Annotated in this window: 15 protein-coding genes and 2 pseudogenes; 7 read left to right on the plus strand and 10 right to left on the minus strand. The window is 43.3% G+C overall.

Annotated elements, in window-relative coordinates; translation table 11 throughout:
* The coding region (locus PSE7429_RS26175; RefSeq protein ID WP_009625531.1) for a hypothetical protein at nucleotides 1-196 on the plus strand (196 nt) is incomplete at its 5' end.
* On the opposite strand, the pseudogene PSE7429_RS27030 reads toward PSE7429_RS26175, so the two are convergent.
* Both PSE7429_RS27030 and PSE7429_RS02815 read right to left on the minus strand, forming a co-directional pair.
* Nucleotides 113-342, minus strand: a pseudogene (locus PSE7429_RS27030) (IS701 family transposase); the annotation flags it as partial. The gene PSE7429_RS26175 and the pseudogene PSE7429_RS27030 sit on opposite strands and share 84 nt — an antisense overlap.
* Before the next feature lie 50 nt (nucleotides 343-392).
* A complete protein-coding gene (locus PSE7429_RS02815; protein WP_009625532.1) occupies nucleotides 393-1,394 on the minus strand; it encodes a phosphate ABC transporter substrate-binding protein in 1,002 nt (333 codons plus the stop codon).
* A gap of 491 nt (nucleotides 1,395-1,885) precedes the next feature.
* On the opposite strand from PSE7429_RS02815, the gene PSE7429_RS02820 reads away from it, so the two are divergent.
* The gene (locus PSE7429_RS02820) at nucleotides 1,886-2,353 is read left to right on the plus strand and encodes a hypothetical protein (protein WP_009625533.1); all 468 of its coding nucleotides are present in this window, start codon (nucleotides 1,886-1,888) and stop codon (nucleotides 2,351-2,353) included.
* Between the two features lie 71 nt (nucleotides 2,354-2,424).
* Nucleotides 2,425-2,508, plus strand: a pseudogene (locus tag PSE7429_RS27870) (Rpn family recombination-promoting nuclease/putative transposase); the annotation flags it as partial.
* Nucleotides 2,509-2,738: 230 nt separating this feature from the next.
* On the opposite strand, the gene PSE7429_RS02825 reads toward PSE7429_RS27870, so the two are convergent.
* The 8 genes from PSE7429_RS02825 to PSE7429_RS02855 all read right to left on the minus strand — a co-directional run bounded on the left by PSE7429_RS02825 (nucleotide 2,739) and on the right by PSE7429_RS02855 (nucleotide 11,432).
* Entirely contained in the window at nucleotides 2,739-3,395 is a 657-nt protein-coding gene (locus PSE7429_RS02825) for a class I SAM-dependent methyltransferase (protein WP_009625535.1), read from the minus strand.
* 19 nt (nucleotides 3,396-3,414) lie between these two features.
* A complete protein-coding gene (locus PSE7429_RS02830; protein ID WP_009625536.1) occupies nucleotides 3,415-4,029 on the minus strand; it encodes a Uma2 family endonuclease in 615 nt (204 codons plus the stop codon).
* Nucleotides 4,030-4,163: 134 nt separating this feature from the next.
* On the minus strand, nucleotides 4,164-5,117 hold the full coding sequence (locus tag PSE7429_RS02835; protein ID WP_009625537.1) for a bile acid:sodium symporter family protein: 954 nt from the start codon (nucleotides 5,115-5,117) through the stop codon (nucleotides 4,164-4,166).
* 73 nt (nucleotides 5,118-5,190) lie between these two features.
* Nucleotides 5,191-5,580: a carboxymuconolactone decarboxylase family protein gene (locus tag PSE7429_RS02840; protein WP_009625538.1), complete on the minus strand. Its 390-nt coding sequence runs from the start codon at nucleotides 5,578-5,580 to the stop codon at nucleotides 5,191-5,193.
* Nucleotides 5,581-5,635: 55 nt separating this feature from the next.
* Nucleotides 5,636-8,056 carry an arylsulfatase gene (locus PSE7429_RS02845; RefSeq protein WP_009625539.1) on the minus strand — a complete coding sequence of 807 codons (2,421 nt, stop codon included), beginning with the start codon at nucleotides 8,054-8,056 and terminating at the stop codon, nucleotides 5,636-5,638.
* Between the two features lie 249 nt (nucleotides 8,057-8,305).
* Nucleotides 8,306-10,135 carry a hypothetical protein gene (locus PSE7429_RS02850; protein WP_009625540.1) on the minus strand — a complete coding sequence of 610 codons (1,830 nt, stop codon included), beginning with the start codon at nucleotides 10,133-10,135 and terminating at the stop codon, nucleotides 8,306-8,308.
* Between the two features lie 203 nt (nucleotides 10,136-10,338).
* A complete protein-coding gene (locus PSE7429_RS26185; protein WP_158467606.1) occupies nucleotides 10,339-10,542 on the minus strand; it encodes a hypothetical protein in 204 nt (67 codons plus the stop codon).
* A gap of 140 nt (nucleotides 10,543-10,682) precedes the next feature.
* Entirely contained in the window at nucleotides 10,683-11,432 is a 750-nt protein-coding gene (locus PSE7429_RS02855) for an SDR family NAD(P)-dependent oxidoreductase (RefSeq protein ID WP_009625542.1), read from the minus strand.
* Nucleotides 11,433-11,724: 292 nt separating this feature from the next.
* Here PSE7429_RS02855 and PSE7429_RS02860 point away from each other — a divergent pair, with 292 nt between their 5' ends.
* From PSE7429_RS02860 to PSE7429_RS02875, 4 genes are all read left to right on the plus strand, one after another.
* The gene (locus tag PSE7429_RS02860; protein WP_009625543.1) at nucleotides 11,725-12,024 is read left to right on the plus strand and encodes a 4Fe-4S dicluster domain-containing protein; all 300 of its coding nucleotides are present in this window, start codon (nucleotides 11,725-11,727) and stop codon (nucleotides 12,022-12,024) included.
* Nucleotides 12,025-12,066: 42 nt separating this feature from the next.
* Nucleotides 12,067-13,116, plus strand: coding sequence for an ABC transporter substrate-binding protein (locus tag PSE7429_RS02865; protein ID WP_009625544.1), 1,050 nt, complete (start codon nucleotides 12,067-12,069; stop codon nucleotides 13,114-13,116).
* A gap of 143 nt (nucleotides 13,117-13,259) precedes the next feature.
* Nucleotides 13,260-14,879, plus strand: coding sequence for an FAD-dependent oxidoreductase (locus PSE7429_RS02870; RefSeq protein WP_009625545.1), 1,620 nt, complete (start codon nucleotides 13,260-13,262; stop codon nucleotides 14,877-14,879).
* Nucleotides 14,880-15,048: 169 nt separating this feature from the next.
* A complete protein-coding gene (locus PSE7429_RS02875; RefSeq protein WP_009625546.1) occupies nucleotides 15,049-16,221 on the plus strand; it encodes an aryl-sulfate sulfotransferase in 1,173 nt (390 codons plus the stop codon).
* Nucleotides 16,222-16,251: the final 30 nt, after the last annotated feature.

Raw genomic sequence — 16,251 nt, forward strand, 5'->3', positions numbered from 1 at the left:
CCCTTGGTCTCATACCCAACTCCTACAACGCCAAATTGTGAATATTCCTAATGTTGCCGATGTACCTGTCGAGGCCGCGATCGATCGCTCCCATTGGCAAAAGTTTCATCTTATCGACACTCAGTACTCCTCCCTCTTTCTTGATGTTTGGCTCTACGCTTTGGTAGAGGTCTTTTCCTGTATAGCTTTCCCGTAGCAAAAATCGGTTCACACTATCATGAGACACTTCTTTGAGGATCTCGCCTAACCTCACACAACTTACCTGTTTTGGTTCTGACAGTAAAACAAGATGTACTTGTTCAAGTCACATTTTGCCGTTGATGGTTTGCTGATTTCCCTCATTTTTGCTATGGCTATTGCTGGCTAACTCAATGCCTATTTTCTCCCTTTTGTCAATGCGTAACTTCTAACTGTATAGGAATAAATCCTAATCTTTGGACGATTTGTTGTCCTTGGGGTGAGATGGCAAACTCGATGAATTGTTTGGCAATGGGGCTCGTTTTCTTTTTGATCGCTAAAAATAAACTGCGGCTCAGCGGATATTTTCCTTCTTTAACGGCGACAATATCGGTGGGATTTACCCCATCGATCGCTATGATTCTGACGATTTCCTGCTTTTCCACCTGCGAGACGGTGGCATAACTAATGCCGGTATCGCCCAATTCGCGCAGGATTGCCGTTGTTTCATCTTGTTTCCATGTGATGAAATTTGGGCTATCAGGCACAAAGTCTTGACCGAGCAAAACTATATCTTGAAAGGTTCCTCTCGTCCCACTCGAAAGAGCGCGATTGATCACTTTAATCGGTTGATTGGAGCCCCCAACCTGTGACCAGTTGGAGATCTTACCTTGGTAAATATCGCGTAACTGTTCTTTAGTCAAATTTCCTTTAAAGGGGTTATTAATACCCACGACGATCGTGATCGCATCTTTGGCGATCGGGACTAATTGGATCTCCGACTTGGCTTCTTCGGGCTTGAGCGGGCGGGAAGAAGCGGCGATCGTGACCGTTCCCTCCATCAAATTTTTTAACCCCTGACTAGATCCTGTGGGCTTGCCGTCAGGCAAGCCAAAAGTAGTGGGAATATTGGGATTAACTTGGCTAAAGGCATTACGCAGTTCTTTGATCATGGCAACCATTGTTGTGCTGCCATCCATTTCTAAAACATTAGGATTGGGTAAAGATGTATCGATCTTTAAGTCCGTTGATGGTGAGGAGGGTGGATTAGCTGCATTTCCATTAGGCGAAGAAGATGATGAACTAGAAGAATTACTAGAGATATTTGATAGCGATGATTTTCCTTGTTGGGTAAAGAATAGATATCCCCCTCCAGCAAGTCCCGCAGTTATCAGCAATGATAAAAATAAAACCGTGGTTTCTTTACCCTGTGACATATTCCTAAGTTCCTCAATAGTTGAAAAATACAACCAGAAAATGTACCGTCCTAGCAGGTAAGCAGCTAGGCATAAGTAAACTAAAACCTAGAAGAGCATACCACCCGCTGCGCGGGCGGTATGCTCTCTGGTTTTGTTTTTTAATTATGCCGAACTACTTAGTCTGGATCGCTTATCGATTTCTTGTCAATATATATTCAGAAGGTTGGGTTAAGGAACGCAACCCAACTATGGGAAATGATAACCTCATTATCAACTTACTGCGCGCGCGCTCTCTCTGACGAAGTGAGAACTCCAATTTTATTAGTGAGGAAATATTAAGGTAAGGAATAAAGGCAATGTTGGGTTTCGTCGCCTCAACCCAACCTACAATATTGGCGATCGCACTTTGATGAACGCAAGATGATGAAGTTTGGCTGCTCCCGCATTAATCACAAGAAGATATTATCAAACAGTCGAGCTGTTAAATTGAACATAGGTTTAAAGGATTTATGCTTAAAAATATTCTTAAATCACTGGTTTTAATATTTGTAATTTTTCAAGTTAGCTCTTATGTATTTTTCGCTCTATTCGGGTCAACAGAATTAATGTTGCCCTCACCATCGGGGAAATTCTTGACACTTGTAAAACAAGAAAAAGAGCTAGTAGGAGAAGACCGATACCGATATACTTGGGTTATAACAATATTTGATGAACACAATAATACTGTATATAAAGATGATGGAGCTAATTTTACTGGTGTTCTTAATTCTGTCAGTGTAGTTTGGGATGCAAATGATAGAGTTTGGGCTTATAACTATGAAGATGGTCGGATATTTTTTTGGGAAAGAGTTTCCGATAAGTGGGTAAAGACTTATTGGGGAGGAGAAAAAGAGAAAGAAACATCCCGTAATATTTACCCACCTGCATCCCTTTACCCACCACATCGTCCTCGTGAACCACATCGTCCTCGTGATTAGTGCTCGGTTTTTAGGAAAGAACCCGACCGCAAAAATCATTCAAAAAAAGCTCAAAATGCTAAAATCCAACAATGAGCTTTGACAACACCTGCAAATTCCTCGCCGAAACCTTCCCCAGCGACTTCGCCAGTTGGCTCTTGGGAAGTGCGATCGCTGATATTGTACGTTGGGTTAAGGATCGCAACCCAACCATGAGAAATGATAATCTCATTGTCGAGTTGCTGCTATATATCTCTCTGACGAAGTGAGAACTCTGATTTTATTAGCGAGGAAATATTAAGGTAAGAAATAAAGGCAATGTTGGGTTTCGTCATCTCAACCCAACCGATAAGATCAGCGATCGCACTTAATGCCAGCAAAAGGCGATCGCTTATTTCGTTGAAATCTAACGCTTGAAAGCAAGGGTCAAACCATCAGAGACAGGCAATAGCGATAGAGAAATCCGTTGATCTTGATGTAACTTCTCATTGAGGGCGCGAATTGCTAAAGTGTCAGCATCTTGAAACTCTGGATCAATCACTCGTCCGCTCCACAAGACATTATCGATCGCAATTAAGCCACCTTTCCGCACTAATTGTAGCGATCGCTCGTAGTAGCCATCATAATTCTCTTTATCCGCATCAATGAAAGCAAAATCAAAGGTGTTTGCTTGACCCTCGGCAAGTAAGCGATCGAGTGTCTGAATTGCAGGTGCAATATGTAAATCGATTTTATGAGCAACCTCTGCCTTTTCCCAATAGCGTCTGGCAATGCTGGTATATTCTTCGTTGACATCACAGGCAATGACTTTCCCATCTTCAGGTAAAGCTAGAGCAACGGAAAGAGAACTATAACCCGTAAATACGCCCACCTCTAAGGTTTTCTTAGCCCCAATCAGTTGAATCAATAAAGCCATTAACTGACCTTGCTCTGGGGCAATCTGCATATTGCCTCTAGCATGGTTTGCAGTTTCATGTCGTAGTTCCTTGAGAAGAGGATGCTCTCTTAAGGTAACAGACAAAAGATAGTTATGCAGGCGATCGTTTAAGGCGGTAAATTTCATAAACTTGCTGATAAAAATACTACAAAAGGCTTTCTAATTCTGGTGTTGCGGATAATTCCACATCTTCATAAATCAGCGATAAGGGACATTGAAAGTCAATACTAGTTAACTCAAAAATGTCAGGATTAGCAGTTTCAGCAAGATCCTCTGGGTAGCTAGTTAATTCCCATTTGCCAGCATTTCCCCGCCGATAAACATCAATACTAATTTTCTCAGCATCAATCAGGACATACTCTAGCAAGGTGGGAAAACGGCGATAATATTTGAACTTATCACCACGATCAAAGCCTGCGGTACTTGGTGATAAAACTTCTACAATTATTTTTGGAAAGAAGATTGCTTCACGCGATCGCCGATCTTGCTCATTACAACTCACCACTATATCTGGATAGAAATACGGACCATTTTCTGAAATCTTGACCTTGGCATCAGACATTCTCACTTTGCAGCCTTTTTCGCGTAAGAATGGCTTCAAAATGGTCGTTAAGTTTACGGCGATATCATTATGGGGTAAAGTTCCACCAGCCATTGCATAGACTTCACCATCGATGTATTCATAACGAACTTGCTGTTCTGCTTCCCATACAAGATATTCTTCAGGTGTGAAGAACTGCTTTTTAAGATTAGCAATCATCAATTTTTCCCTGTAACCTTTACTTAAAATAGCACATTTACGATTTACGCAAAATGACTCGAAAATCATATTCCGTAGTAAGGGCAATTCATGAATTGCCCTTACAGTTCTCGCGTAAGTTCTCTATTGATTGGTTATTGCGGATTACCTAGTGAAGAGGTGTTTACTTCAGTCGATGGAACCTGTTGACTTATTGATTGATTTACTGAGAATCTGGCAATCAATCGGATTACCACAAATAAAGATAAACTCGTCACCACAATGACACTGATAATTGCAGGATCTTCAAAGTTTGTGCCAGCAACGATTAATGCTCCTGCAATATTGCGCTGAGCTGTGCCTACGCCAAGGGTTAACCTTGTGCCGAGATTCGGTCCCCCAAGCAGATATCCTACGGCAAAAGCGACGATGATAAAAATAGCGATCGCTAAAACAATACCGCTTTGGGCTAAGACGATCAGACTATTAAATTGCAAGGCGAGGGATGAAGTTAAACCCAAGATGAGGGCAAAGCTATTGACTCGACGCAGAAATGGAATAACACTGATGGCGATCGCCTCAAAGCGTGCTCTAATCAATAGCCCGATCGCTAAGGGAGGTAATAGGGAAACAAATAGGGGCTTAGCAACTTGCCAAGGGCTAATCTGTACACCATCTAAAACTAGGGGCAATACAATCGGCATAAAGATGGCGGAGGCAAGCATCAATACCATCATCAATCCTGCGGCAAAGGCAAGGTTCCCATTTACCATTTGCGCTAACTTCGGTAACACAGGGGGACCCGCCGCGACTGCAAGGATTGTAAAGCCAATCCTCATCGGTTCACTCACAGGTACAAAGTGTAGCAATCCCAAAACTAAAATCGGTACAATTACAAGGTTTGCGATCAGAGAGCGAATGACTAGTCGCCAATTGCGAAGAGGCTCGATAATCTGCGGCACGGTGAGACTTAATCCTGTAGCTAGTAACATCGCTAGAATAAATAGCAAAAAGGAAAGTCGATTAAGGAAGATAAAGTCAATTTTGTAAAAATAGAAGTCTAGTTGTTGGAGCAGATTAGGATTGAGATGGGATAATAATTCATTCATAGTGAATTTGAGAAGATTGTACAATTTAAACTGCTAGGCTAGACGGCGTAAAGTGCCGCCTAGCCCAGCCTAGCTATCTAAACTGCTCGTCAATAGGCACTTGATAGCCATTAGCAAGACGATTAGTGGAATTTGCCGTAGCGACGATCGCTAGTAACTCGCCTCGAACTTTTTCGGTTAATCCTTTTGCACGGGCGGCAGCAGTATGGGAAGCGATACAGTATTCACAGCCATTGGTGACGCTAACGGCGATGTAAATCAATTCCCTTGTCAGGGGATCAATATCGCCTTCACCACCCATGACCTCCTTGAGGGTTTCCCATGTGCGACGGAGGGTGGGGGGATGATTGGCAAGAGCTTTCCAGAAATTGTTGATATATTCGGTTTGGCGAGTGGTGCGAATATCGTCATAAACTGCGCGTACTTCATCACTAGCGGCTGCGTATTCGATTAGGTTAGTCATAGTAAATATGATTTAGGGAATGGGATTTACTCATTCCCTGATTTAGTGGTTTTGTTTACAATAAATCAAGTTTGACCTGCTCTAAATTGCCAGTGAATTTAAAGGGGACTTGATAGCTATCAACCACAGCGCTACCTGTATCTTGACCAACATCAAAGGTTTCATCTAAGCCAATGCGGAAGCCGACGGTTTTCTCAATGCGACCTTCAGCAACCTGTTTATCATTGATAAATAGCTTGCCAGTGCCACCTGCACCAAGCCCGCCGCCATCGTAGGCAAAGTCGAATCTAACTTTAGATTTGCCGATCGCTACGGGTTCAGCGGATTGAATAATCGTGCGATCGCTATTCAGGAAGTTATAGGCATAGGTAGGTTTGCCATCTTGCAGAAAGAAACTCCAACCCGCAAAACGTCCGCCTTGAGTCACTAATACTCCTTCTGCGCCAGCTTTAGCCACATCTAAATCCGCAGTAATACTGAAGGAACGATTTTTGGTGTTAGGAGCGCTCCCTTCAGGAATGCCAACAACTGATGTGTAGTAACTAAAGCTATTGCGCCCATTTGTGATGCTGGGACGAGTATTAATATCAAAGCGCTGAATTGTGCGATCGTCTAAGGGCAGAACCTTATATTTCTTGGCTTCCTTCAGAAAGAGATTTTGCAATTCCGCCAACTTTTGAGGATTATCTTTAGCTAAATCCTGAGATTCGCTAAAGTCTTGGGCAACATTGTATAGCTCCCAATTATCCTGCTCGAAAGTAGTTTTAGAGAATCGCTCCCAAGGCAAACGACCATGACGCGCCGCGGCTACCCAGCCTTGATCGTAAATAGCACGGTTTCCAAACATCTCAAAGTACTGGGTTTTATGTTTGGAAGCCACCGCAGAATCGTCAAAGGAATACACAAGACTGGTTCCCTCAATCGGTTGCTGTTTTGCGCCATTAACTACTTCTGGCTCCGTAATGCCAGCCGCTTCCAGAATCGTTGGTGCAATATCAATCACATGATGGAACTGGCTGCGAATAGCACCTTTATCCTTAATGCGATCGCCCCAAGCGACAACTAGACCATTACGAGTACCGCCGAAGTGCGAAGCGATTTGCTTAGTCCATTGGAAAGGGCTATCCACTGCCCAAGCCCAAGCGGCATGGAAATGATTAAAAGTCTTGGGACTACCCAAATCACCTAGGGCGGCGAGAACTTCTTGAGGACTTTCTTCAACACCATTAAAGACCTTGAACTCGTTAACACTACCTGTTAAACCACCTTCTGCACTCGCACCATTGTCGCCAGCTATAAAAAAGACTAGGGTATTATCCAATTCACCTAGCTGATCGATCGCCTCAATCACGCGACCAACTTCGGCATCGGTATGGCTGAGGAAACCTGCAAATACTTCAAATTGGTGCGCGTAAACCTTCTGCTCCGTAGAGGAGAGGGAATCCCAAGCGGGAATTTCCGCAGGACGGGGCGTGAGTTTCGTATCCGCAGGAATGATGCCCAGTTTAAGCTGACGCTCAAAAATATCAGCGCGTAATTTATCCCAACCTTGATCGAACTTGCCTTTGTATTTCTCAATCCATTCCTTCGGTGCGTGGTGGGGCGCATGGGTTGCACCTGTGGCAAGGTAAGTAAAGAAGGGCTTATCAGGAGCGATCGATTGCTGGGTACGAATCCATTTAATCGCATGGTCAGCAAGATCGGGAGTGAGGTGATAATTGGGATCATCTAAAGGCTTCTGAATATGTTGCGTATTCTCCACCAAGTTAGGACTCCATTGATTGGTATCACCGCCCAGAAATCCATAGAAATAATCAAATCCCAAACTAGTCGGCCAGCGATCAAAGGGTCCAACGGCACTAGTTTCGTAATCAGGAGTATTGTGCCATTTGCCAAAGGCGGCGGTATTATAGCCATTGCTGCGTAATACTTCGGCGATCGTGGCGGCACTGCGAGGAAGGATCGCAGTATACCCAGGGAAACCAGAGGCAAGTTCTGTAATCACACCTGTGCTGACAGAATGGTGATTGCGTCCTGTCAGCAAGGCGGCTCTAGTGGGAGAGCAGAGCGCTGTAGTATGGAATTGGTTGTAACGTAATCCTCGCGCCGCTAAGCGATCTAAGTTTGGAGTTTCAATCAATCCACCGAAAGCACTAGTTTGTCCGAAACCTACGTCATCAAGAAGAACTAATAATACATTGGGAGCTTTGGCAGGGGCTTTAATAGGTTTAGGAAAGTCAGGTTGAGATTCCTTGTAAGTCGTGCCAATTTTGCCCTTGAAAGGTGGTTGGGGCAATGGCAAAACATCGCCATAGTCCGCTAAGGCAGGTAAAGGGAGGAGGCTGGAAAACATTAAGGCGATCGCAGTTAAAAAACTGATTTTTTGGGCGATCGCTTTTTTAGTTTCCCATTGCAAAATAAACTGAAGAGAGCTTTTCCAAAAATCTCTCTTTGAAGAATTTGTAACTTTTGTCATTATTGTCTCAAACAAAGACCGATAGTTACTGTTATCACGAGGCTTTAGCAAAAGTCGGTCGTCAAGAAGACATCATCTGATCTGGGTTAAGTTGCGATCGCTGGGTTGCTCCTACCGCGATCTCTAGTCTTTGATACAATCCTTCTGGCATTTGCAAAACAACTGTTTCAGCCATATTTTCTGAATAGTTTATGCCTCCAAAAGAGGGCAAGTGCAAACAACTACAAAAAAACTTTGAGAATAATTGATTTACATATTAGGAATAAATAAGATTTCTTGTGGACTAATTTCAAGGTTGTCAGACTCTAGTGCACTTTGTATTGAAGTTTGAAGACTTGGATATAATGATGCATCTTCATATGCAGCATTTAGCCACTTTTTTCGTTCTTCATCTGCTCCTTCGTTTTGGAATAGTCTAGCAATTTCAAGCATACATGCTATTTCTATACGAATTGGGATAAAAAATTTGGTTGTCTTGAAGTGTTGTTCAACAAGGGCTTCAGCTTGTTTTCCTTTCCAATCCTGTGTCTTGTCATGAATAACATCCACAACGAAACGCTGAAGTCCTTGCATTCTATCTCCAAAAGTGCTTTTCTTTAAAATAGTATCCCAAACTTCTTCGTCACTATTTATCATTTCGAGATGAGTACAAAGTAGAGTAATGGCTTGAAGATATTCCTTTTCAGATTTCTTAGAGCTACTAATTAGACTTAGAGCTTGTTCTTTAAGAGCTTTCCAGTCATAAGATGGATTGGGATCAAAGCGAAAGACTGCCCTACCTGCCATAGAACCTGAGGTTGCTATACCCATAATCAAATCTAAGTCTGTTTGATTTTTTGATATCTGTTCATGAAGTTTTTCAATGTAGTTATCTTGGTAAATAACAAGGATGTCTTCAAACCAGTTTTGTGCATACTGAGATGTAATACTAAAAAGATTGCCATCAGAACTTTTCATGCGGAGGTAGGCTGGATTACGATTTAATCTGATTATGCTATCATCTGATTCCTCTATCCAAGGATGAGAACGAAGATCGATGGCTTCTTGTTTCTCAATAAACTCTAGTATAATAGAACGGACTACTCGAAATAACCCTCTTAAAGTTAAATATGATGTTTTAACCTTTTCATCCTTTATGTCAATCGATTCAACCTCTTCAGATCGCTCCGATTCATCGATCAGGAATTGGGGGAGTAGTTTTAAGGCATGAGAAAACGAAGATCTTAAATCATAAGCATTTTCAATGTTTTTGCGAATTCGTGAACGTCGTAATTGTGATTTTGAATTACTATTTGATGCTTTGTACAGATCTGGGGGAATATGATCGAGTGCAAAATCAGTAAATCTTTTTGTAGCCTTTGGCTGTACGATATCCACCAAAACTCTGCGTAGATCATCAGCCCAAGTCTCATCGAGTGGAGAAATACGTTCATCTTGTAAAAGATTATCAATCTTATCTCTTGATGCATTAGACACATTATCCCAAGTAGCTTGATAAGCTGGATGACCATTTGCTAATGCTTCAAGTGCAAACACAAGTAATGAGTATGAAAGTGTAGGATCACTGGAGAGAACATGAAGAGCACGTTCATATGCAGTAAGAGCTTGACAGATTGCAAGGTATTGTTTTCGAGGTATTGATAAAGTTTTCTGAAGCCAAGAATTAAGTGCTTCTATCTCTTCATGTCGTAAATTTGATGTATCCCTGAACATATCAGGTAAGATTCTCTTTCCTGCCGAGTGTTTTTTATTACAGTGTTGGTCAACTTCTTCTGGGGACTGAGCAAAAAACAAATTCATTCGTAGGATCAAGAGGAGCCTAATTTGCTTACATATTGCATCTACAGGTGTTGGAGATGAACCAGCGCCAACAAAAATCGAGTAATTATTAATGGCTAATGTCCAAGCATAAGTATTAGAGATTATCCCTCCACCAACAATAAGAAAAGCTGGACTCAAGAATGTCAGATGTGGAAATTCATGGTTACAAAAAATAGTCCTAAACTCTTGAGTATCTTGGATATTCTCACTTTGAATCTCACTTTGAATATATTTTAACCAATAGATCTTTTGTAGCACTAGTAACTATATCCAATTACAAAAAAATTAACTAGCTAAAAAATATTTTAACAATTTAATTATTCTAACTCAGCTATCTAGCTTGTGATGGCATAGTAAACATCTTACTATCGGTGACAAAGCGATCGCGCTTGATGATGACAAAAGGCGATCACCTATTTCTTCCTTACTCAACTTTTGATGTTTGAGGCGATTATTTTTGTCTACAAGGCTCTGCTAGCGATCGCAATATTATTCAGTAGCAAGAACCAAGCGAAATCCAATATGAGTAGTTCCTGTATCAGGAGACTCCGACTCACGCGCCGCAAGACGATAGCGACTAAAGTAATTGAGAGTGTAGAGATAGGAGCCTCAAAAACTAGCAGCGCGATCGCGAAAAGGCAGACAAGTAAAAACCTATTTTGCATCACCAATCACCAATCACCAATCACCAATCACCAATCACCAATCACCAATCACCAATCACCAATCACCAATCACCAATCACCAATCACCAATCACCAATCACCAATCACCCAAAAGACAAAAGACAAAAGACAAAAGCCAATTACCAATACTGCGTCGTCGGACGAATCAAAATCTCATTCACATCCACACGTTCTGGTTGACTGACAGCATAGGCGATCGCATTGGCAATATCTTCTGCTTCTAGAGGCGTAATTGATTTGCGAAGTGCTTGACTCTTTTCGTAGGCAACGGGATCGGAAATATGCTGATCGATTTCTGTATTCACCATTCCGGGTTCCACAACCGTGACGCGAATATTTTGTGGTGTCACTTCCAATCGCAATGCTTCAGAAAAGGCATTCACACCCCATTTCGTTAAGTTATAAAGCCCAATTCCTGCGCGGACAGTTCGACCAGCTACGGAGGAGACATTGACAATATGTCCAGACTTCTGTTCTAAAAGCGTTGGCAAGACTGCGTGAGTGGCATATAAAACCCCAAAGATATTCACATCAATCATTTTGCGCCAATCATCGGTATTCGCATTAGCGATTTGTCCTGCGATCGCAATCCCTGCATTGTTTACCAGAATATCAATCCGCCCAAAGGTTTCTTTGGTCTTAGCAATTAAGTTCTGTACTTGCGCCTCATCGGTGATATCGGTAATTACTTGGAGAACTTTACCGCCCGATGCTTCAATTTTTTGAGCAACTTCATTGAGCTTATCGGCGCGTCTAGCAGCGATCACTACATATGCACCCTCCGCAGCCAAGGCGATCGCCGTAGCCGCACCAATACCTGCGGAAGCACCTGTGATAATTGCAACTTTACCTGCTAATTTTTTGGTCATGGGAAATCCTTGCTTATAATTTACGGTATCTACATATTAATGCCGTAGTATTTGGGATTTAGTATGTCACTAGGGGTGACAAAGAGCAATCAACAAACAATCAAAAAACAATCAAAAAACAATAAAAGTTTAGACAGCAGAATATTTAGTTAAACTAATAATTAGATTTTCAGAAAATTGTAGTCTGGACGACATTTGTTTTGAATAGGGCTGTGGCAGACTGATACAAATAATCTACGGTAAGTCAGTCGGGAAACGAGAGTATTATCGGTAATAAGGAGATAAGAAAACTGTGATTGAGCTTGTCAGTGCTACCCGTTGTATCCAATGTAATATTTGTGTCTCTGTATGTCCCACCAATGTTTTTGATCGTGTTGCCGATGCTCCTCCTGTGATCGCGCGACAAAGCAATTGCCAAACCTGCTTTATGTGCGAGTTGTATTGTCCTGTGGATGCTCTGTATGTAGACTCGAATGCCAATGAGCATGTAGTTGTGGATGAAAAGACTCTCATTGCATCGGGAGTTCTCGGCAGCTATCGCAGGAGTGTGGGCTGGAGCAAAGAGAAGGTTCCTGCTTTAGCAACATCATGAGTTTAGTAGAACAGTTGAGCAAAAATTTAAGAGGTGTGGGTAATGCAACCCAAATCTGGACATAGAATTTTACCTAAATGGACAAAATCAGCGATCGCGGCGATCGCCATCCTTTCTTTGACCCTAGCTACAAGTGGCTGTAGCACAGGCACGGTGCAAGCAACTAAAGATACTGAGGCAACCAAGGTCGCCGCCAAGCAAACACCTACGGAATCCTTGGTACTTCGAGTTGGATTTATTAGCTCTGAAAGCAAGGTTCCCATTGGTCCTGAAGGTTGGGCTTTAGAAAAAAATTGGCTAGTTCCTGAACTCAAGGAATTTGGAATTAGCGAAGTAAAATTTGTGCCTTTTGTCGGAGGTCCCCCTCTGAATGAAGCGATCGCAGGAAATCGTCTTGATTTAGGAATGTATGGTGATACTCCTGCATTAGCTGGGAGATCGGCAGGTTTGAAGACTGTCATTATCAATCAAAATCGTGTTGGTAATGATGCCTATTTAATTACTAAGAAAAATGGCGCGAAAACTGTAGAAGAGTTAAAAGGCGAAAAGGTTGGTGTTACCAAAGGAACCTATTTACATCGTTATTTACTTGGTCGATTAGAAAAAGCGGGTATTGCTAAGGATGTCAAGCTCGTTCAGGTTTCCACTGCGGATTCTAAAGCAGCACTAGAACGTGGTGACATTGCGGCTTATCCATTTACGATCGCGATCGGATTGGAGTTGATCGCTCAGGGATATCCTGCGATCGATCAAGCCAAAAATCATAAGGAACTGGTTGGTTCAGGTGTCACGGTGATAACTGAGGATTTCTTAAAAAAGAATCCTCGGTTTGCCGAGAAATGGGAAAAGATTCGTCTCAAAGCGCTGGAGGATATCAAAGCAAACCCTGATGCTTTCTATAAGTTTGCATCTAGGGTAAGTGGATATTCTGAGGAAGTCATCAAACAGGCTTATCCCATTGAGCTATTCACGAAAGAAGCCTTTCCTACGGAAGGTTTGCAACTACTCAATTCCACTAAGCAGTTTCTCGCCGATCAGAAGTTGTTAAAAACCAACTTTGAGATTAAAGAATGGCAGTCGCCTAGTTCTTAGAGATCCCCCCAGCCCCCCTAAAAAAGGGGGGAGAATTTTTTCTATCTTCTTCCCCCTTTTTTAGGGGGATTGAGGGGGATCGAAACCTTAAACCGTAGACAGATCTCAAACTTATCGCCAAATTATTAATTGAGGAAAACATTATGTCTCGCCAATCAAGCTCTCTCTCTGAACTAAATTTAGAAGCAGATGTATTAGTTATCGGTGGTGGTCCCGCAGGTACTTGGTCAGCATGGAGTGCTGCTCAAAGTGGCTCAAAGGTGATTCTCGTAGATAAGGGCTATTGTGGAACCAGTGGTGCTGCCGCCGCCGCAGGCAATGGCGTATGGTACATTCCCCCCGATCCAGAACAGCGCGAACAAGCAATGGCAAGTCGGGAAGCAATGGGCGGTTTCTTAGCCGATCGCAATTGGATGCAGCGCGTACTCGATCGCACCTATGACAATGTAAATACCTTGGCTGACTGGGGCTATCCTTTCCAAATCGATAACGATGGTCAACCCATTAAGCGATCGCTGCAAGGTCCCGAATACCTGCGCCTAATGCGGAAAAAGATTCGCAAAGCAGGTGTGGAAATTCTGGATAACAGTCCTGCCTTGGAATTGCTGGTTGATAACGAAGGTGCAGTTGCTGGCGCAAGAGGAGTTAATCGTCAGGCTGGTGAAAGCTGGACTGTGAAATCATCGGCGGTAATTATTGCCACAGGTGGTTGCGCTTTCTTGAGCAAATCCCTCGGTTGCAATGTGCTGACTGGCGATGGCTACTTAATGGCTGCTGAAGCAGGAGCCGATTTCTCAGGGATGGAATTTTCCAATGCCTATGCGATCGCCCCTAGAGATTCATCGGTTACCAAAACTCGCTTCTATTCATGGGCTTCCTTTACCTACGAAGATGGCACGCTCATTGATGGAGCAGGATCGGCAAAGGGTCGTTCTGTGATTGCCAAGACTCTGATCGATCAGCCCGTCTATGCTCGTCTCGATAACGAAGTCACTGACGAGATCAGAGATTGGATGCGGGCTTCTCAACCCAATTTCTTTATCTATTTCGATCGTGCTGGCATTGATCCCTTTACTGATCGCTTCCCAATCACCCTACGTCTAGAAGGCACTGTACGCGGTACTGGTGGCATTCGCATAGCTGATTACTCCTGCGCTACTTCCGTAGCAGGGCTCTACGCCGCAGGGGACGCAGCCACTCGCGAATTAATTTGCGGAGGCTTCACTGGTGGTGGTAGCCATAATGCAGCTTGGGCGACTTCTTCAGGCTATTGGGCAGGTCAATCGGCGGCGGAATATGCAGTGCGTTTAGGAGCAAAAGTTAGCGATCGCCAAGTGCGTGCGGTTGGTGATGCAGGGCTACAACAGGATGGACGCAAAGCCTTTAATCCTGAAGAAGCGATCGCCACCACCCAAGGCGAAGTCTTCCCCTACGATCGCAACTGGTTCCGTTCGGAAACCACTCTCAAAGCTTCTCTCCAAAATCTCGACCATCTATGGAATGAAATCCGCAACAGTGGCGCACAGACAAAGGAGCAAATTGTCCGTGCCCGTGAAGCTGCTTCAATGGTGGCGACAGCGAGATGGATGTATAACAGTGGCTTAGCCCGCACCGAAAGCCGTGGAATGCACCGTCGGACTGATTTCAACAAGCAAGATGCTAATCAGCATTACCGTCTGCTTAGCGGCGGTCTCGATCAAGTTTGGGTCAAACCTGATGTTGAGTCGGTCAAGGTTGAGAAGAAAGAATTATTAACAGTTTAAGTTCCCTCACCACCTCACCCATAGCTTCCCTGTAAGGCTCATGAGTTATTGAAGATCCCCCCGAGCCCCCCTTAAAAAGGGGGAGAAAAGAAAATTCTCCCCCCTTTTTAAGGGGGGCTCGGGGGATCTTCACGTTGAAACGTAGACAGAGAGAATAAAAGAGACAAAAATGATGATCGCAATCGAAAAACCTAGTCAACAGCCCAATCAACAAACTGAAATTAATCAACCCGTCGATCAAAATACCGTTCGCCGTCGTGGGACAGGGCTTCGGGCTTACAATCCTACTAAGGCTTTCAAGGGCTATACCCTATTCACTCCCTTAACAGGACAAGGTGAAATCTATTTGATTGATATTGAAGGCAATCTTGTCCATGAATGGAAATTACCCTATGCTCCTGGACTCTATGCCTATTTTTTACCTAATGGAAATCTGTTCTATAACGGCAAAATCGTAGAAAATCCACCAAGGTTTCCTGCATGGCAAAACTTTAAGGGTGGTGTAGTTACCGAAATTGAGCCTTCAGGCAAAATCGTTTGGGAATATCAACATCCCGATCATCATCATGACGCGCGACGCTTGAAAAATGGTAATACAATCATTTTGGCGATCGAGAAGGTTCCTGCCGAGCTAGTTCCCAAAATCCAAGGTGGCGTTCCCAATAGCGAAGTCAATGGCACAGATATTTACTCTGATGTGCTTTACGAAGTCACTCCTACGGGCGAGATTGTCTGGACATGGCACGCCCACGAACATCTCGATCCTGAAACTGACATCATCACCAAGCAGGACTCGCGCCATGAATGGAGTCATGGCAACACAGTCGGCGAACTAGCCGATGGCAATATTATCGTCAGTTTCCGTAATATTTCCACAGTTGCAATTATCGATCGCCAAACCAGCGAAATTATCTGGCGCTTGGGGGCCGATGTTTTAGCCCATCAACATTATCCCCATGAATTAGAGAATGGTAATATTCTCATTTTCGATAATGGAACCCATCGTCAAAATGTGGCGCTACCATACTCTCGTGTCATCGAAGTAAATCGCGCCACTAAGGAAATTGTCTGGCAATATCACGATAAACCTGCTCAGAACTTCTTCAGCCCTTATATTTCAGGGGCTCAGCGCTTACCCAATGGCAATACTTTGATTACGGAAGGTAACTTTGGGCGCTTCTTTGAAGTAACTAGTGACGGTGAAATTGTATGGGAATATATCAACCCCTATTTTGCGAGACGGAATTCGGGCGATATTCCTCCCCTTGCTCAAGGAGAAAACAATGCTGTCTTTCGTGCTTTTAGATATGCGGCGAAAGAAATTCCTTGGTTGAAGAAATAAAGTGATTAGGCAAACTTAAAAATCACAAAA

The sequence above is a fragment of the Pseudanabaena biceps PCC 7429 genome (assembly GCF_000332215.1).
Classification (GTDB): domain Bacteria; phylum Cyanobacteriota; class Cyanobacteriia; order Pseudanabaenales; family Pseudanabaenaceae; genus Pseudanabaena; species Pseudanabaena biceps.